The 16,268-nt window shown below is 62.6% G+C and carries 18 protein-coding genes; 5 read left to right on the top strand and 13 right to left on the bottom strand.

The window, feature by feature from the left end:
• Positions 1–144: 144 nt before the first annotated feature.
• Positions 145–1,224 carry a heat-inducible transcriptional repressor HrcA gene (gene hrcA, locus LPJGGPFB_RS03725; RefSeq protein WP_173418798.1) on the bottom strand — a complete coding sequence of 360 codons (1,080 nt, stop codon included), beginning with the start codon at positions 1,222–1,224 and terminating at the stop codon, positions 145–147.
• 159 nt (positions 1,225–1,383) lie between these two features.
• On the opposite strand from hrcA, the gene rph reads away from it, so the two are divergent.
• The 4 genes from rph to hemW all read left to right on the top strand — a co-directional run bounded on the left by rph (position 1,384) and on the right by hemW (position 4,533).
• Positions 1,384–2,103 carry a ribonuclease PH gene (gene rph, locus LPJGGPFB_RS03720; protein ID WP_173418797.1) on the top strand — a complete coding sequence of 240 codons (720 nt, stop codon included), beginning with the start codon at positions 1,384–1,386 and terminating at the stop codon, positions 2,101–2,103.
• 17 nt (positions 2,104–2,120) lie between these two features.
• Positions 2,121–2,540 (top strand): VOC family protein, encoded by a 420-nt coding sequence (locus LPJGGPFB_RS03715; protein WP_173418796.1) that lies wholly within the window; start codon positions 2,121–2,123, stop codon positions 2,538–2,540.
• A gap of 42 nt (positions 2,541–2,582) precedes the next feature.
• Positions 2,583–3,227, top strand: a complete 645-nt coding sequence (rdgB, locus tag LPJGGPFB_RS03710; protein ID WP_173418795.1) for an RdgB/HAM1 family non-canonical purine NTP pyrophosphatase — start codon at positions 2,583–2,585, stop codon at positions 3,225–3,227.
• Positions 3,228–3,351: 124 nt separating this feature from the next.
• Positions 3,352–4,533 carry a radical SAM family heme chaperone HemW gene (gene hemW / locus LPJGGPFB_RS03705; RefSeq protein ID WP_173420942.1) on the top strand — a complete coding sequence of 394 codons (1,182 nt, stop codon included), beginning with the start codon at positions 3,352–3,354 and terminating at the stop codon, positions 4,531–4,533.
• 51 nt (positions 4,534–4,584) lie between these two features.
• On the opposite strand, the gene LPJGGPFB_RS03700 is transcribed toward hemW, so the two are convergent.
• The 8 genes from LPJGGPFB_RS03700 to LPJGGPFB_RS03665 all read right to left on the bottom strand — a co-directional run bounded on the left by LPJGGPFB_RS03700 (position 4,585) and on the right by LPJGGPFB_RS03665 (position 10,390).
• Positions 4,585–5,199 carry a glutathione S-transferase family protein gene (locus LPJGGPFB_RS03700; protein WP_173418794.1) on the bottom strand — a complete coding sequence of 205 codons (615 nt, stop codon included), beginning with the start codon at positions 5,197–5,199 and terminating at the stop codon, positions 4,585–4,587.
• Positions 5,200–5,306: 107 nt separating this feature from the next.
• On the bottom strand, positions 5,307–5,675 hold the full coding sequence (locus LPJGGPFB_RS03695) for a DUF1801 domain-containing protein (protein WP_173418793.1): 369 nt from the start codon (positions 5,673–5,675) through the stop codon (positions 5,307–5,309).
• A gap of 13 nt (positions 5,676–5,688) precedes the next feature.
• Positions 5,689–6,114 (bottom strand): DoxX family protein, encoded by a 426-nt coding sequence (locus tag LPJGGPFB_RS03690; RefSeq protein WP_234902761.1) that lies wholly within the window; start codon positions 6,112–6,114, stop codon positions 5,689–5,691.
• 40 nt (positions 6,115–6,154) lie between these two features.
• Positions 6,155–7,021, bottom strand: a complete 867-nt coding sequence (locus LPJGGPFB_RS03685; RefSeq protein WP_173418792.1) for a nuclear transport factor 2 family protein — start codon at positions 7,019–7,021, stop codon at positions 6,155–6,157.
• A 58-nt stretch (positions 7,022–7,079) separates the two neighbouring features.
• Positions 7,080–7,556 carry an SRPBCC family protein gene (locus tag LPJGGPFB_RS03680; protein ID WP_173418791.1) on the bottom strand — a complete coding sequence of 159 codons (477 nt, stop codon included), beginning with the start codon at positions 7,554–7,556 and terminating at the stop codon, positions 7,080–7,082.
• A 75-nt stretch (positions 7,557–7,631) separates the two neighbouring features.
• Positions 7,632–8,906, bottom strand: a complete 1,275-nt coding sequence (locus LPJGGPFB_RS03675) for an RNA polymerase sigma factor (protein ID WP_173418790.1) — start codon at positions 8,904–8,906, stop codon at positions 7,632–7,634.
• A complete protein-coding gene (locus tag LPJGGPFB_RS03670; protein ID WP_173418789.1) occupies positions 8,903–9,277 on the bottom strand; it encodes a YciI family protein in 375 nt (124 codons plus the stop codon). The genes LPJGGPFB_RS03675 and LPJGGPFB_RS03670 overlap by 4 nt, the downstream gene beginning before the upstream one ends.
• Before the next feature lie 150 nt (positions 9,278–9,427).
• Complete coding sequence (locus LPJGGPFB_RS03665) at positions 9,428–10,390, bottom strand: DMT family transporter (protein WP_234902760.1); 963 nt, start codon at positions 10,388–10,390, stop codon at positions 9,428–9,430.
• A 143-nt stretch (positions 10,391–10,533) separates the two neighbouring features.
• Between LPJGGPFB_RS03665 and gcvA the strand changes: the two genes are divergently transcribed.
• Positions 10,534–11,418 carry a transcriptional regulator GcvA gene (gene gcvA, locus LPJGGPFB_RS03660; protein WP_173420939.1) on the top strand — a complete coding sequence of 295 codons (885 nt, stop codon included), beginning with the start codon at positions 10,534–10,536 and terminating at the stop codon, positions 11,416–11,418.
• A 57-nt stretch (positions 11,419–11,475) separates the two neighbouring features.
• Here the strand turns inward: gcvA and dnaA are convergent, their stop codons facing one another.
• The 4 genes from dnaA to mutM all read right to left on the bottom strand — a co-directional run bounded on the left by dnaA (position 11,476) and on the right by mutM (position 16,139).
• The gene (dnaA, locus tag LPJGGPFB_RS03655) at positions 11,476–12,921 is read right to left on the bottom strand and encodes a chromosomal replication initiator protein DnaA (protein ID WP_427857557.1); all 1,446 of its coding nucleotides are present in this window, start codon (positions 12,919–12,921) and stop codon (positions 11,476–11,478) included.
• Positions 12,922–13,961: 1,040 nt separating this feature from the next.
• A complete protein-coding gene (rpsT, locus tag LPJGGPFB_RS03650) occupies positions 13,962–14,228 on the bottom strand; it encodes a 30S ribosomal protein S20 (RefSeq protein ID WP_053248916.1) in 267 nt (88 codons plus the stop codon).
• Positions 14,229–14,420: 192 nt separating this feature from the next.
• Complete coding sequence (locus tag LPJGGPFB_RS03645; RefSeq protein WP_173418787.1) at positions 14,421–15,194, bottom strand: enoyl-CoA hydratase; 774 nt, start codon at positions 15,192–15,194, stop codon at positions 14,421–14,423.
• A gap of 54 nt (positions 15,195–15,248) precedes the next feature.
• On the bottom strand, positions 15,249–16,139 hold the full coding sequence (mutM, locus tag LPJGGPFB_RS03640) for a bifunctional DNA-formamidopyrimidine glycosylase/DNA-(apurinic or apyrimidinic site) lyase (protein ID WP_173418786.1): 891 nt from the start codon (positions 16,137–16,139) through the stop codon (positions 15,249–15,251).
• Positions 16,140–16,268 lie beyond the last annotated feature (129 nt).

Genomic DNA, 16,268 nt, shown 5'->3' with positions numbered 1-16,268 from the left:
TGTCGTGTCTTTCGCATTTTCACACCCGCGCGCAACGATGGCCGCATGGCGAGAAAATGCCCAGTGACTGGATTTGATGCCGATATCGAGGTTTAGGGCCGAAAAATCAAGGGTTCAATGCTGTCTGCGGCCAAAAGCGCTCGTTCAGCGCGAAAGCCGCGACATCAGCTGCGCGGTATAGTCGACCATCGGCACGATGCGCGAATAGTTGAGCCGCGTCGGACCGATGACGCCGACGGCGCCGACGATCCGATCCTCACTGTCGCGATAGGGCGCAACGATCAGCGAAGAACCGGACAATGAAAACAACTTGTTCTCCGAACCGATGAAGATCCTCACCCCCGGCCCGCTTTCGGCGAGATCGAGCAATTCGATCAGGCTGTCCTTCTTTTCCAGGTCGTCGAACAGCATGCGCAGGCGGTCGATATCCTCGGTTCCCTCCAGACCCTCGAGCAGGTTCGCCCGGCCGCGCACGATCAGCCGTGCCGGCTTTTCATCGCCCTCGCTGCCCGACCAGATCGCCAGCCCGCGCTCGACCAGATCCTGCGACAGCGCATCGAGTTCGCTGCGCACGGTCTGCTTGACCGTTTCAAGCTGCGAGCGCACCTCGCCGATCGTCTGGCCGGCGAGATGGGCGTTGAGGAAATTCGCGGCCTCCGTCAGCTGTGAGCTCGTCACGCCGGCAGGAAGCTCGATGATGCGGTTTTCGACCTGATCGTGCTCGCCGACGAGCACGGCGAGAGCCTTGGTCGGCGCCAATCGGATGAATTCGACATGTTTGAGAACGGGATCGTTCTTGGCGGTGATGACAAGGCCAGCGCCGCGCGACATGCCCGACAGCATCTGGCTCGCCTCTGCCAGCAGCGTGTCGACCGGCTGGGTATGGTCGCTGCGCCGCACGTGGCGGTCGATCGAGGCACGATCCTCGGCCGAGAGATTGCCGACCTGCATGAAGGCATCGACGAAGAAGCGCAGGCCCGTCTGCGTCGGCAGGCGACCGGCGCTGACATGCGGCGAATAGATGAGCCCGAGATCTTCGAGATCGCTCATCACATTGCGCACGGAAGCCGGCGACAGCGACATCGGCAGCAACCGCGAAAGGTTGCGGGAGCCGAGCGGTTCGCCGTTGTTCAAATAGGTTTCGACGATGCGACGGAAGATTTCACCGGAACGCTCGTCCAGCGCCGCCGCGATATCGGTCACTCCGGGATTGCGCAGTACCATGTCGCTCCATGTTCGCAGGCCAATCCTGCCGCCGGAAATATAGTGATCCCCGCGGCCGATAGCAAAAGGGAAAAATCGCCCCGGTCGCCTAGTATCCACCGGTTCCCTTTACCTCTGCCATGCTCTAGAAGGCTCACCAGATACGATAGGAGTTTGATGATGCGGCCATCCGGCAGAAAAATCGACCAAATGCGCAAGGTTTCGTTCGAGCGCAATTTCTCCAAGCACGCGGAAGGCTCCTGTCTGGTGCGGTTCGGCGACACGCACGTCTTGTGCACCGCCAGCCTTGAGGAAAAGGTTCCGGCCTGGCTGCGCAATGGCGGCAAGGGCTGGGTGACGGCCGAGTACGGCATGCTGCCGCGCGCCACCGGCGAGCGCATGCGCCGTGAAGCCTCGAGCGGCAAGCAGAGCGGCCGCACCCAGGAGATCCAGCGCCTGATTGGCCGGTCGCTACGCGCCGTCGTCGATCTGCCGGCGCTCGGCGAACGCCAGATCTCGATCGACTGCGACGTCATCCAGGCTGATGGCGGCACGCGCACGGCCTCGATCACCGGCGCCTGGGTGGCTCTGCACGACTGCCTGAAATGGATGGAAGCCCGCAACATGGTGAAGGTGGAGAAGGTCCTGAAGGACCACGTCGCCGCCATTTCCTGTGGTATCTTCGCCAACCAGTCGATCATCGACCTCGACTATCTCGAAGACTCCGCTGCCGAGACCGACGCGAATTTCGTCATGACCGGAACCGGCGGCATCGTCGAAATCCAGGGAACGGCCGAGGGCAAGCCCTTCTCGGAAGAGGAATTCGCAGGCCTGCTCGGACTTGCAAAGACCGGCATTGCCGAACTGGTCGCGCTGCAGAAGCAGGCGATATCAGGCTGACAAAAGGGACGGAAATGATGGCCCCGGCGCTCGAAGGCATTCTCGAGACTGCGCTCTACGCGCCGGATCTCGATGGCGCCGAGGCCTTCTACGGCGGTGTGCTCGGGCTGCAAAAGATCACGCGCGCCGGCAATCGGCATGTGTTCTTCCGCTGCGGCACGGGCGTTCTGCTGGTTTTCAATCCGACGGAGACGATCAAGCCGCCCTCGCCGGATGCCGCCCTGCAGGTGCCGCCGCACGGGACCACCGGCCAGGGCCATATGTGCTTCCGCGTCGCACGAGAGGCGCTCGACGCATGGAAGTCCAGGCTGGAAACGGCGGGCGTCGCGATCGAGGCCGATGTTGCCTGGCCGAACGGTGCGCGGTCCTTCTATTTTCGCGATCCGGCCGGCAACAGCCTCGAATGCGCGGAACCGGGCCTCTGGTCCATCGAATGAAACGTGGCCCCTGCGCCCGCATCTTTTAAGAGAAGACACATCATGCGCACACTGGATGACAAGACGCTCATCGTCGCCAGCCACAACGCCGGCAAGATCCGCGAAATCCGAGACCTGATCGGCCCGCTCGGCTTCGAGGCCAAGTCTGCCGCCGACCTCAACTTCGTCGAACCCGATGAAACCGGTACCACTTTCGAAGAAAACGCGACGATCAAGGCGCTTGCCTCGGCCAAGGCCTCGGGCCTGCCGGCGCTTTCGGACGATTCTGGCCTGGCGATCGACGCGCTTGACGGTGCGCCCGGCGTCTACACCGCCAACTGGGCCGAGCGCGAAGACGGTAGCCGCGATTTCGCCATGGCGATGCAGAAGGTCGAGGACGCTCTCCAGGACAAGGGTGCCAGCGCGCACGACAAACGCACCGCCCGTTTCGTCTCGGTGCTCTGCCTTGCCTGGCCGGACGGCCATGTCGAACTGTTCCGCGGCGAGGTCGAGGGCCACGTCGTGTGGCCGCCGCGCGGCGACCAGGGCTTTGGCTACGACCCGGTCTTCCAGCCGAAGGGTTACGACACCACATTCGGCGAGATGAGCGCTGACGAGAAACACGGGTGGAAGCCGGGTGACGCGCAGGCCTTGTCGCACCGTGCCCGCGCGTTCAAGATCTTCGCCGAAACCTGCCTTGGAGCGTGACGCGGAAACGTGTATGCGGATTTCCGCTGCCGCCCCGGCTCCAGTTTATGAGAACCAAACTTGTCGATGATCCCAGGTCGATCGACCCAACGTCATCGAGATCGACCGCATGAGAGACGCGACAATGCACACGGCCACGCTATCGGCGATCGGTGACGGCATGGATCCCGGCTTCGGGATCTATGTGCACTGGCCGTTCTGCGCGGCCAAATGCCCCTATTGCGACTTCAACAGCCATGTGCGCCACCAGCCGATCGACCAGCCGCGCTTCGTCGCCGCCTTCCTCAGGGAGATGGCGGAGGCGCGCGAGCTTTCCGGCCCGCGCACCGTCACCAGCATCTTTATGGGCGGTGGCACGCCGTCGCTGATGGATCCTGCCACGGTCGATGCGATCCTTTCGGGCATCGCGCGCGAATGGCATGTGCCCGATGGTATCGAGATCACCATGGAGGCCAACCCTTCGAGCGTCGAGGCGACGCGCTTCCACGGCTACCGCGCCGCCGGCGTCAACCGCGTTTCGCTCGGCGTGCAGGCCCTGAACGACCGGGACCTCAAGTTTCTCGGGCGGCTGCACAATGTCGAGGACGCGCTGAAGGCGATCCGGCTGGCGCGCGAGATCTTCCCGCGCATGTCCTTCGACCTGATCTATGCCCGCCCCAACCAGACCGTCGAGGAATGGGAGCGCGAGCTCAAGGAGGCCGTCTCCTACGCGGTCGACCACCTGTCGCTCTATCAGCTGACGATCGAAGAGGGCACGCCCTTCTACGGCCTGCACAAGGCCGGCAAGCTGATCGTTCCGGACGGCGAGCAATCGGCGGTTCTGTACGAGGCGACGCAGGATATCACCGCGTCGATCGGCATGCCGGCTTACGAGGTCTCCAACCACGCTCGTCCCGGTGCCGAAAGCCGGCACAACCTGACCTACTGGCGCTATGGCGATTATGCCGGCATCGGCCCCGGTGCCCATGGCCGCCTCAGCGTCGGCGGCGCGAAGGTGGCAACGGCCACGGAACGCAAGCCGGAGGAATGGCTGCGGCTGGTCGAAACCTATGGCCACGGCATGGTCGAGCGCGAAGTCCTCGATCTTGAGGCACAGTCGGACGAATTGCTGCTGATGGGGCTGCGGCTCAAGGAAGGCGTCGATCTCGCCCGCTGGCAGTCACTGTCCGGCCGCGATCCCGATCCGGACCGCGAACAGTTCCTCATCGATCATGGCTTCATCGAGCGGCTCGGCAATTCGCGGCTGAGATGCACCCCCTCCGGCATGCTGATCCTCGACGCCGTCGTCGCCGACCTTGCCTGCTGAAGTCTTGCAGGCGCGCTGGCGCCCGGCCTGCAACGGTCCAACGGGTTACAATTAATCGTGCGTCTCGCCGGAAAGCGGCGTCGCCCGCATCGATGGTCTTTCTTCGAAGCCATCGAACCAATCGGCCAGCCTTTTGCGGTCACGGAACGATGGCAGGTGGCGGAAGGCCATCCAGGACAAGGTGGTCGCGAGCGCGATGTGGCCGATATCGAGAGGCGCGTCGACATCGAGCGTCTGCTCCAGCCAGTCATAGGTCTGTTCGACCTTTTCGGTGTAGCCGTCGGCCAAGGCCGGGTAGCGCAGACCTTCCGGGCGCCGATCCGTTTCCCAGCGCAACCCGATGCCTGCCTGCGCCAGGCCTTGCGCGACGGCCTGCAGTCTCAAGGCGCGCCAGCGTGGCTCGCCGCCTTCGGGGATCAGCCTGTGGCCATCATGCAGCGTATCGAAATAGGCGCAGATGACGTCGGAATCGAAGATCGCCTCCTCATTGGGGCGTAGGAGAACCGGCACCTTGCCGAGCGGGTTTTCCGCATGGACCTGCTCGTTGCGCAGCGTCGGGCTCGTCTCGTGATGGATCACCTGCAATTGCTCGGCAATGCCGACCTCGTGGGCGAAGACGAGCGCCTTGCGGGCGAAGGGGGAATGGGTCTGGTAGTAGAGGATCATGATGCCTCGCGAGCGTTGGGAAATTGGCGGTCCCGCGAAGATGTATTGCATCCACCAAGAGAAAGGCGCTCTGTTTCAGAGCGCCTTTCGCAAGTTTGTTTCGTCCCTCAGGATTTGAACGGATCGCCCTTCTCGGCATTAAGCGCGATGCCCTTGGCCACGAGCCGCGCCACCTGAGCCTGGTCGACCTCGCCCAGCGCCTTCACCTTGATAAAGGCCATGTCGCCCTTGCCGCCGCCCTTGGCCAGACGCGGATCGAGGTCAAGCATGTCGGCACCGCGCCAGAAGCCTAGCGTTACGTAGTCCTTGGCCGCCTTGATCAGGCAGACCGGGCCACCGGCCTCATAGATCGGATGCCCCCATTTCACGCTTTCCTTCGTGCCGCCGGCGGCGAGGATGGCGCCGTGCAGCGCCTTGGCCACGTCGGCGGACGTACCGGAAAGGCCTGCGATGTAGTCGTTGACCGTTTTGCTCATCGTCGATTCCCTCTTAAGCCTGCGTCTCGGTCTTGAACGGGATCAGCGCGCGCACCCGACGATCTCTCAGCCACAGACCGGCCCAGGCGATGACGCCGAGATAGAAGCCGAACAGCAGGTGGGTGAAGAGAGGACTGTCGGCACGCAGATGTGTCGCCATGGCGCCACCGAGATAACCAGTGAGCAGGATGGCGCCAAGCACCGATGTCCTCGGGATCGCATAGAGCAGAGCGCACAGGAGCGTGAGCACGCCGAGCAGCCGGGCAAGGCCAACGTCAGCGGGATAACCGAGGACCGCCAAAGTCTCGGTCACTACATCCAGCGGCACGAGCTTGATCGCACCATCGAATGCAAGGAATGCAATCACCAGACCGCTCAGCACGCGGCCGAGAATTACCATTTTTCCGGTCCGAGCCGGCATCACAAGCGCAGTGTTCATTCGGGGAGGACTCCTCATTTCCCGTTATCACAAATCGTTTTCAGTCTGTCTTCTTCACCGGCCCGACGATACCCCAGCGGATGCCGAAGGGATCGCGCAGCTGGCCGTAGAGATCGCCCCAGAAGGCGACGGCAAGCGGCATCGTTACCTCGGCGCCGGCGGCCACTGCCCGGTCCCACCAGAATTGCGCGTCCTCGACCACCAGATGCAGCACGACACCCTGCGGCTCGGCATAGGGCATGCCATGTTCCGGGAACGGGTCGTTGAGCATCAAGGCACCGTTGTTGATCGTCAGGTGGCAGTGCACGAGCCGCTTGCCGTCTTCGGCGAGCATGCGTCCGCCATCGGTCGCGGCAAAGGCGCGTGTGTAGAAATCGGCGGTCGCGGCCGCATCCTCGACGCAGAGATAGGCGATCGGGCCCGGCATCGGCGGCGATGCCGGCGCCTGCCAGTCGACCGCAGACGCCGGGTTGAGATCGACGGCCGCCTTGAGGCTGCCATCCATGTAGAACGGCACGGACTCGTGCTGATGGGCGATCTTCCAGCCGGCAGCCAGGCGCTTCAAACCGAGGGTCTGGCGGAACCAGACCGAGATCTTGCCCGCATCGATCTTCTCGCCAGAGAGCTCGGTCAGCATCGAGACGAAAGCGACGTCGCTGCCGGCCGAGATATCGAGATCCTCGAAACGATAGCCCAACGGCCCACGCCAGGAGGCAAACCACTGCTGAAGCCCGGCCTCGCCGGCATCGATGGTCTTCAGCGGCGGCGCCAGCGAAAAAAGCACGCAGTCGGGCGTACCATGCGCGATAACGCGTTTGGCATCTTTCACGCGCAGGGCATCCGCCCAATCGTCGATCACCGCACGGATTTCGGCGACGGCAGCACTCTTGTTGTCGATCACGGACATGGTGGGTCTCCTTTCCCTATGCTGATGGCGTGAGGGCCGCAGCTTCACGCGGCGGATTTCAAAGTTGCCTGGCTGCCCTTTCGAGCTGGGTGGCGCATTGGCCCCAGCCCTGGTGAAAGCCCATCTTTTCGTGCGCGTCGCGATCCTCGACGGACCAATGGCGGACACGCGCCGTGTAGCGGGTCTGGGCGCCGACATCCTCGAAGGTGATGGTCACCACCATGAACGGCTTGTCGGAGGGTGCCCATCCACCCGTGAAGGCATCGGTGAACACCAGCTTCTCGTTCGGCACCACTTCGAGATAGACCCCGAGGTTGGGATAGTCCTCGGGCGAGCGCATGACGATGCGGTTGGCGCCGCCGGCGCGCACGTCGAGTTTTGCCTCCGGCGTCGTCCAGGGTGACGGTGCGAACCACTTCTTCATGAGTTCGGCATCGGTCCAGCAGCGGTAGACGAGTTCACGCGGCGCATCGATCAGGCGGGTGATGACCAGTTCGCAGTCGTCGGCGGCTTTGATTTCAGTGACAATGGTCATTTTAGCAACTCCGTCAGCGGGTTCATTCCAAGGACGAAGTTGCAGCGACGGTTCCGACAACCGCCGACAGGATTTTTATCTTTTTTCTTTTGCGAGGTCTTTGTCGCACTCATCCTTGCACAGATGATCGAGTTGCATGCGGATGTGGGAGGCTTCTGCGGCGTTGGTGGCAAGGGCGATCGCACGGTCGAAGGCGACGCGCGCCTCGCGGACCCGGCCTGCCTGTTTCAGCAGCGCCCCCTTCAACCCATGGAAGTAGAAATAGCTTGCGAGTTTTTCGGCAAGTGGCTCGATCAATGCGAGGGCTGCCTCCGGCCCATCCCGCTTCGACACCGCAACCGCGCGGTTGAGCGTGATCACCGGTGACGGCTGCAACCGTTCCAGCGCCTGGTAGAGCAGGTCGATCTCTTCCCAGTCGGTTTCCTCAGGGCGCGTCGCCCGCGCATGCAGCGCGGCGATCGCCGCCTGGATCTGGTAGGGACCGGGCTGGCGATGGCGCACGGCCTTGTCGATCATCGCCAGCGCCTCGGTGGTCAGCGGCTTCTTCCAGAGGCTGCGATCCTGATCGTCGAGCAGGATGATGCCGCCATCAGCATCGAAGCGCGCACGCGAGCGTGAATGCTGCAGGAGGAGCAGCGCCGTCAGCCCCATCATTTCAGGCTCGGAGGGGAACAGCCGCAACAGCAGCCGCGCGAGCCGGATCGCCTCCTCGCAAAGATCGGCCGAGACGCTGTCCGGCCCGTTCATCGCCGAATAGCCCTCGTTGAAGACCAGGTAGATCATCGTTGCGACGGCCGCCAGCCGCTCCGAGCGATCGGCCGCATCAGGCGTTTCGAATTCGATGCCGGCGGCAGCGACGCGGGCCTTTGCCCGGGTGATGCGCTGCTCCATCGCCGCCTCGCCGACGAGGAAGGCGCGGGCAATCTGCTTGACCGTAAGGCCGGAGACGATGCGCAGCGCCAGCGCGATCTGCTGCGTTGCCGGCAGAACCGGATTGCTGCAGACAAACAGGAGCTTGAGGATATCGTCGCGATAGTGCGAGCCGTCCAGCCGGTCGGCCAGATCGCTCTCCTGATCCTCGAGATCCGACAGCAATTCCTCTGGCGGCAGCGCGGTCTCGCGCGACTGGCGGCGTACCTTGTCGATGCCGCTATTGCGGCCGACGAAGATCAGCCAGGCGGCCGGATCGCGCGGCGGGCCGCTTTTCGGCCACGCCTTCAATGCCCGGATACAGGCCTCCTGAAATGCTTCCTCGGCCGTATCGAGATTGCGGAAATAGCGCAGAAGCGCGCCCATTGCCTGCGGCCGAGCGGAAACAAGTGCGAGGTCGATCCAGGTCGTGTCTGTCATGCGGGAAGCTCACTTGGCTTGTAGATGGCAAGGGGACGAATTTCATAGGAGCCGGTTGCAGGATTGGCAGCACTCAGTTCGCGGGCGAAGTCGAGCGCTTCGTCGAGCGACGCGCAATCGACCACATAGAAGCCGAGCAGCTGCTCCTTCGTTTCGGCGAACGGACCGTCGATCACGACAGTTTCGCTGGGGCTATGACGCAGGGTGGTCGCCGCCGTGGTCGGCAGCAAGCGGGCCACCGGCCCGAGCTTGCCGGCATCGCCATATTTGCGCTGGACGGCGGCAAGGTCGCGCATGACCTTGTCGTCCTCTTCCTTCGACCAGTTGGCGGTCACGTCTTCCTGGTTGTAGCAAAATACGGCGTAAAGCATTGGAACTCTCCTGCTCCTGATACAAGGACGATCTGAAGAAGAGATAGTCGACAGCGTTGACAAAAAAAATACCCGCAACCGCGGGTTCAGACACGAAGATCGCGGCGCGTACCTGCGCACCGCCGCGATCATCAGCAAAAGCAGTCGATTTCAGATATTTTCACCGCAGGCGAGATCAGGGTCGACCGGTGTCTTGCGGCGGAAACGCCGCAACAGACGGCCATCGATGGCGGCAAGGCCGGCTGCGATCAACGCCATGCCGAAGACGTGCTTGGGCTCGAGGGTTTCGCCGAGAAACAGGGCGCCGAGTAGAATGGCGCTGACCGGGATCAGGAACGTCACCAGCATCAGGTTGGTCACACCAGCCGTTTCGAGGATGCGGAAAAACAGCACATAGGCAAGCGCCGTCGAGATCAGGGCGATGCCGACGATTGCACCCCACACCTCAAGGCCCGGCGCGGTCAACGCCCAGGGACGATCGACGAGCAGCGCGATCGGCACCAGCATGAGGCTCGACGCACTGACCTGCCCGGTCGCGGTGACGATGGGGGCCACACCCATGCGCTTGAAACGGCGGGCAAAAACGCCGGCAAAGGCATAGGAAAGCGCAGCGCCCAGCACGGCGAATTGTGCCAGCACGTTGGAGCCAAGGCCACCGAGCGCTGCCGGGCCGATCATCACGGCCACACCGAGAAAACCGATCAGCACGCCGGTGAGCTTGTTGGCAGTCAGTTTTTCGTCGTCGGTCAGCAGATGGGCGACGACGACGCCGAAGAGCGGCGTGGTGGCGTTGAGGATCGAAGCAAGGCCGCTGCCGATATGGGTCTGTCCCCAGACGATCAGCGAAAACGGGATCAGATTGTTGAGCAGGCCCATACCGAAGAAGGCAAGCCAGATGCGCGGGTCGCCCGGCATCCTGCGACCCGTGAAGCGCAGGAAGATGAGGAGCGCCGCCGCCGCAAGGACGACCCGCAGCGCAACTATGGTAAACGGCGGCAGCGCCTTGACGGCGACGCCGACGAAGAAAAACGAGCCGCCCCACAACATGGACAGGGCGATCAGCATGGCCCACTCGCCGGGCCCCATCACCTTTGCATTCGCCGGTCCAGACATCTTCGCACCCCTTCCATGATTTATTTTCTCACTCGCGCCTCCATGATCGCGTCATTGATCATGGAATTTACATGAATATTGTCAGTGTGTTATGATTTAATCAAACGAGCATTCCTCTCTATATGATTGAGTTTGGCTAAATCATCATGACCTCACTTCCACCCCTCGCGGCCCTCAGGGCCTTCGAAGCCGCCGCCCGGCATCTGAGCGTCACTCTGGCTGCGCGCGAGCTTAGCGTCACGCCCGGCGCCGTCAGCCTTCAGGTGCGCGAGCTGGAACAGGCGCTGGGCGTGACGCTGTTTGAGCGGCGACCGCGACAACTGGCCCTGACCGAGGATGGCAGTACGTATTTTTCGACACTGCGCCGCGCTTTCCGGATGATGCGGGAGGCGACCGAGGAACTGACGGCACGAAATCGTATGCCGGTGCTGACGGTGAGCTGCACGCCAACATTTGCCGCCCAATGGCTGGTGCCGCGCATCTGCGATTTCGAGCAACTTCTCAACGGCATCGATGTACGCATCAGCGCGTCAAACCGGCTGACCGACTTCGTATCCGATGGCGTCGATATCGCCATCCGTCATGGCTTCGGTCGCTACGAGGGCCTGGCGAGTGAGCGGCTGATCGACGACGAGTTGGTGCCGGTGGTCAATGCGGCGCTCGCCCGCAAGCGGCCGCTCGCCACGCCAACAGACCTGTCGGCCCATGTGCTGCTGCATGATGTCCAGAGGCTGGATTGGCAGCTGTGGCTTGAGGCGGTCGGCGCCGAAGGCGTCGAGACGACGCGTGGCCCGGTGTTCGTCAACAGCAACGGCGCCATCGAAGCGGCGAGAGCCGGCGATGGCGTCGCTCTCGTGCGACTGTCGCTGGTCTCGCGCGAGCTTGCCGAGGGCGTGCTGGTCGCACCCTTTCCGATCGGGATTGCAACAGACCTCGCATATCACCTGGTCTACCCGCCATCGGCGCTCGATCGGCCGGCGGTCGCCGCGTTCCGCGCGTGGATCGTCGAGCAGGCGCGCGGCGCCTGAAACTGCAAAAGCCCGGTTTCCCGGGCTTTTGGCTCAATTCGAAAGCGCGTCCAACGCCTATTCGTTGATCAGGCGCTTCAGAAGCTCGATCTCGTGGCTAAGCTTGGTATCGCCGGAGATCAGCTCTTCGATCTTGCGCACGGCATGCAGAACGGTGGTGTGATCGCGACCACCGAAGCGACGACCGATTTCCGGGAAGGAGCGCGGCGTCAGCGTCTTCGACAGATACATGGCGATCTGACGCGGCTTGACGATGACGCGGGTGCGGCGGTTCGAAACCAGCTCCTGGCGCGAAACGTTGTAATGCTTGGCAACGACGCGCTGGATGTCTTCGATGCGGACGCGGCGCGGCTCGCCGGCGTTGACGAGATGCCCGAGCAGTTCATCGACCCGTTCGATCGACAGCTGCGGCTCGAACGAGCGGCGGAAAAGCAACTGGTTGAAGGCGCCTTCCAGCTCGCGACCGCTGGCCGTGACGTTGCGGGCAACATGGCTCAGGATGTCGCCGGGGATATCCAGCGAGGTATCGTCCTGGCGGGCGCAGTCGAGACGGCGCTTCAGCATTTCGAGGCGCATGTCGTAGTCGGGGCCGTCCATCTCGATGGCGACACCGCCCTGCAGGCGCGAACGAACGCGGCTATCGAGCGATTCCAGCTCCCAAGGGGCGCGGTCGGCGGCAACGACGACCTGCTTGGCGGAGTCGAGCAGCATGTTGAGAAGATGGCAGAATTCGTGCTGGATCGACTTACCCTGCAGGAACTGCATGTCGTCGATGACAAGAAGATCAATGTTGCGCAGCGACTCCTTGAGCGACAGCGCGTCGTTGTCGCGGATCGCGGTGGCAAAGCGCCACATGAAGTATTCGGCTGTCAGATAGACGACGCGCGGAGCGCGGGCGCTCTGCAGTGCCTGGATGGCGATCGCCTGCAGAAGGTGAGTCTTGCCGAGGCCGACGCTCGAATGAATGAACAGCGGGTTGAAGCGCACGGCACCGGCGCCGGCTTCCGCGATCGTGCGGGCGGCTGCAAGCGCAACGCGGTTGGAAGAGCCTTCCACGAAGCTGTCAAAGGTGTAGCGCTGATCGAGCGGCGAGCCGAAAAGCGGCGCCTGGGTCGGCCGTTGCACGCTGGCAACCGTCGTGGCCGCGACCGAAGCGACGGACTGGGCCGAAGTCGGACGGCGTGCCGGTGTTGCCGGGGTCGTTTCCGTCGCCTGCGGCAGCGCTTCTTCCTGCGAAACCGGGCGAGCGCCACGGGTGGCGGTGCGCACCAGGATTTCCACCTTCAGGATTTCACCGTCTTCCTGCTGGAAGATCTGGGTGATGAGATCGAGATAACGGTTGTTGATCCAGGATTTCAGGAATGTCGTGGGAACCGAAAGGCGCACGACGCTCTTGGAAGTCGAATGGAGCTTCAGACGCCCAAACCAGCTGGCGAAGACATCGGGACCGACCTGGGCTTTCAAACGCGCACTCACCCGCTCGAACAGTGCGTCATGCCTCATGTCGTGCTTATCCCCCGCCGCCTGAGATAGATTGCTTCCGGCCTGAAACGCGTCGCCGTCCTTTTGAAACGCGCCCGCCGCCGTCGCCAAATTCATCTGCATTTTGCCGCCTTCCGATTATGTTCAGACGCCGTCATCTCTGCCGGCCCCATCTCTTATGTCCGGCACCCACAGCTTCCTCATGGAGGTCATGCCGCTTCGCCGAACGTCACAGTCGCAATCCAACCGGGCTCCTCATCTCCCGACCGGTTGCGCGCTACGCGCACCTGCCAGACCTTATCGGCCGGCTGATGTCCCCTCGCGCCTCAATGTCAACAAATCCCCCGGTCCGCCCTGGACCGTGCCGGATCCTCCTCCTCGTCAACAACTGTCTCGCACCCTCGTACGAAGCGGACAGTCGAGCGCTGGATTCTGCCTCGCGTCAGGCACCGCTTGCACCTGACTTTGAGGCGCGGCGCCACCGGCAACCAGAAGTCGAAAGGTCCTCGTCCGGAATGGTTGGTCCATCCGGTTTTTCGTCCTCGACATGTCTGATTGAACGACGTGGAGCCGCCCTGATACAGGGAACAGAAAGCCTGAAACCATCTCGTTGAAATGGCCTCCGCACTTCCCTTTACAGATATGGTCCGTGTCCCCTGTGGAGGGCATTTAGGCAGGATCGATGGGCAAGATCAATCGCGATTTTTACGCAACCTTAAGCGCTGCCCGTTGACTCTCATCCCGCCATTTGCTTGCCGCAATCCGAGTCCGGGAAGAATCGCTGTTGAATCAAGGGTTTTGATTTTCAGCTCTTTGATTAGCTGGCGAAAAAGAAAAAAAATAAAAATTCTCTTGACTCATCATGGGCCCAGAAGACCCCCAGTCAGAGACACCCTTTTGCCAAGGACCTCTCGTAAGCATCTGAAATGACTATAGAAATTCTGTCATCACATTGACACGAGAAACACTGCGCAGGTTAACCATCGCTGTGACAGATGTATGAATCGAGAAAGCCCGGCGCAAGGGCCGGGCTCTCAATTAACAGATTTTTATTAGCCGGATTAGGCCGAAAGCGCCTTCACGCGCTGTGCAAGGCGCGAAACCTTACGCGAAGCGGTGTTGGAATGCAGCACGCCCTTGGTGGCAGCACGCATCAGCTCGGGCTGAGCGGCCTTCAGAGCGGCGGCTGCGACGGCCTGATCGCCGGTTGCGATCGCTTCTTCGACCTTGCGGACGAAGTTACGGACGCGCGAACGACGGGCTTTGTTCACTGCAGTGCGGCGTGCGATCTTGCGGGTCGCCTTTTTCGCCGAAGTTGTATTGGCCATTGATGCCTCTCTTCGAAAACTGACATGAACTCCGCCCTCGCCGTGCCGGGTCACTGCGACCTGTCATCAAAGCAATTCGGGAGCATTATCGGAAAGCCCAGATTTGGCGTTCCAAACTGAGGGCGGCATATAACGAGAAACAGCCGCCCCGTCAACGCGCAATTTGGAGAAAACTGCGCGTCGGCCCCTGATCTACCTGTGTTTGAACTCCGCCTTGCGCTTGGCGGCAAAGGCGGCCATGCCTTCCTTCTGGTCTTGCGTCGCAAACAGCGAATGGAAAAGCCGGCGTTCAAACCGCAGGCCTTCGGCCAGCGTGACCTCCAGGGAGCGATTGACGGCCTCCTTGGCCATCATCACCGCCGGCAGCGAGAACGACGCGATCTTCTCGGCAGCAGCCAGCGCTTCCTCCATCAATTTTTCCGGTGCCACCACACGCGAAACGAGTCCTGCGCGTTCCGCCTCGGTCGCGTCCATCATCCGTCCGGTCAGGACCAGATCCATGGCCTTGGCCTTGCCGACGGCCCGGGTGAGGCGCTGCGATCCGCCCATGCCGGGGATGACGCCCAGCGTGATTTCCGGCTGACCGAATTTTGCGGTCTCGGAGGCAATGATGATGTCGCACATCATCGCCAGCTCGCACCCGCCGCCAAGCGCATAGCCGGAGACGGCAGCAATGACCGGCTTGCGGGCGGCGGCCACCTGGTCCCAGCCGCCGATGAAATCACCGAGATAGCCGTCGACGAAATCGAGCGTCTGCATCTCCTTGATGTCGGCACCGGCGGCGAAAGCCTTTTCGGAACCGGTGAGGACGACGGCGCCGATCTCCTTGTCGGCATCGAATGCCTTCAGCACCGCGGCGAGCTCGCGCATCACGGTCGAGTTCAGTGCATTCAGTGCCTGCGGGCGATTGAGCGTGACCAGGCCCACGCGTCCGCGCGTCTCGACCAGCAGCGTCTCGTAACTCATTCTCGTCTCCTCCGAATTCGTGTCAGCGGCAGGGTCCGGCCGGACCCCTCCTGTTCATTTCTGGCAGCGCGGGCAATGGAACGTCGAGCGTCCCGCCTGCACGATGCGGGCGACCGTACCGCCGCAACCGGGCGTGCGGCAAGCCTCCCCTTCCCGGTCGTAGACCGAAAAGGAATGTTGGAAATAGCCGAGCGATCCGTCGGCCTGAATGTGATCCTTGAGCGAGGAACCGCCCGCCGCGATGGCATCGGCAATGACCTCGCGGATCGCAACGGTCAGGTCCTGCAGTGCCGAGCCGGCCTTGCCTTGTCCGTCGACGAGCGCGCCGGCCGGCTTCAGCGGCGACAGGCCAGACCGCCAGAGCGCCTCGCACACATAGATGTTGCCGAGGCCGGCAATGTTCTTCTGGTCGAGCAGGGCCGCCTTCAGGGGCTGTGCCTTGCCGGCAAAACGCCCGGCGAGATAGGCGGCGTCGAGCGCGTTGCCGGTCGGCTCCTCGCCGAGCCCGCGAAGGAAGGCATGGGCCGAGACCGTCTCGCGGCGGGCCAGATCCATGAAGCCGAAACGGCGCGGGTCATTGTAGATGACGCGGGCCGGGCCGGCTGAACCTTCCAGATGGAAGATCACGTGATCGTGTTTCTCGTCCTTTCCACGCGGGTGGTGAAATTCGCCCGGTGTTTCCGGCAGCGCCCCTTGCTCAATCCGGAACGAGCCTGACATGCCGAGATGGGCGATGATGACATCGCCGGCTTCCAGATCGATCATCAGGTACTTTGCCCGGCGCGACAGCGAGACGATGCGCTGGCCGCCGACAATCGAGGAAAAATCGACGGGAAAAGGAAACCGCAGATCCGGCCGGCGCAGTTCCGCATTGACGAGGAGCGCGCCTTCCATGGTCGGCGCCAGGCCTCGTTTCACCGTTTCGACCTCCGGCAGTTCCGGCATCCGTCGTCTCCTTTTTTCTTAACCACCATAAGCCCGGCGGTTGGCATTTCCTTGGCGGTCCACTTATCCTATAGGGGTGCGCTATGCCGCAGCCATGGCCCCGCCCCCGAGATAGCGCGGGCCGGGCGA

Origin of the sequence: Ensifer adhaerens, assembly GCF_013283195.1 — a bacterium.
GTDB classification, from domain to species: domain Bacteria; phylum Pseudomonadota; class Alphaproteobacteria; order Rhizobiales; family Rhizobiaceae; genus Ensifer; species Ensifer adhaerens_G.
Note: the sequence above shows the minus strand (reverse complement) of the source record. Positions and strands in the feature narration are given on the sequence as shown.

Coding starts and splice junctions, on each gene's coding strand:
- hrcA (WP_173418798.1), bottom strand. CDS start 1,224: ATGGTACTGCGCAATCCCGGAGTGACCGATATCGCGGCGGCGCTGGAC.
- rph (WP_173418797.1), top strand. CDS start 1,384: ATGCGGCCATCCGGCAGAAAAATCGACCAAATGCGCAAGGTTTCGTTC.
- LPJGGPFB_RS03715 (WP_173418796.1), top strand. CDS start 2,121: ATGGCCCCGGCGCTCGAAGGCATTCTCGAGACTGCGCTCTACGCGCCG.
- rdgB (WP_173418795.1), top strand. CDS start 2,583: ATGCGCACACTGGATGACAAGACGCTCATCGTCGCCAGCCACAACGCC.
- hemW (WP_173420942.1), top strand. CDS start 3,352: ATGCACACGGCCACGCTATCGGCGATCGGTGACGGCATGGATCCCGGC.
- LPJGGPFB_RS03700 (WP_173418794.1), bottom strand. CDS start 5,199: ATGATCCTCTACTACCAGACCCATTCCCCCTTCGCCCGCAAGGCGCTC.
- LPJGGPFB_RS03695 (WP_173418793.1), bottom strand. CDS start 5,675: ATGAGCAAAACGGTCAACGACTACATCGCAGGCCTTTCCGGTACGTCC.
- LPJGGPFB_RS03690 (WP_234902761.1), bottom strand. CDS start 6,114: ATGAACACTGCGCTTGTGATGCCGGCTCGGACCGGAAAAATGGTAATT.
- LPJGGPFB_RS03685 (WP_173418792.1), bottom strand. CDS start 7,021: ATGTCCGTGATCGACAACAAGAGTGCTGCCGTCGCCGAAATCCGTGCG.
- LPJGGPFB_RS03680 (WP_173418791.1), bottom strand. CDS start 7,556: ATGACCATTGTCACTGAAATCAAAGCCGCCGACGACTGCGAACTGGTC.
- LPJGGPFB_RS03675 (WP_173418790.1), bottom strand. CDS start 8,906: ATGACAGACACGACCTGGATCGACCTCGCACTTGTTTCCGCTCGGCCG.
- LPJGGPFB_RS03670 (WP_173418789.1), bottom strand. CDS start 9,277: ATGCTTTACGCCGTATTTTGCTACAACCAGGAAGACGTGACCGCCAAC.
- LPJGGPFB_RS03665 (WP_234902760.1), bottom strand. CDS start 10,390: ATGTCTGGACCGGCGAATGCAAAGGTGATGGGGCCCGGCGAGTGGGCC.
- dnaA (WP_427857557.1), bottom strand. CDS start 12,921: ATGAGGCATGACGCACTGTTCGAGCGGGTGAGTGCGCGTTTGAAAGCC.
- rpsT (WP_053248916.1), bottom strand. CDS start 14,228: ATGGCCAATACAACTTCGGCGAAAAAGGCGACCCGCAAGATCGCACGC.
- LPJGGPFB_RS03645 (WP_173418787.1), bottom strand. CDS start 15,194: ATGAGTTACGAGACGCTGCTGGTCGAGACGCGCGGACGCGTGGGCCTG.
- mutM (WP_173418786.1), bottom strand. CDS start 16,139: ATGCCGGAACTGCCGGAGGTCGAAACGGTGAAACGAGGCCTGGCGCCG.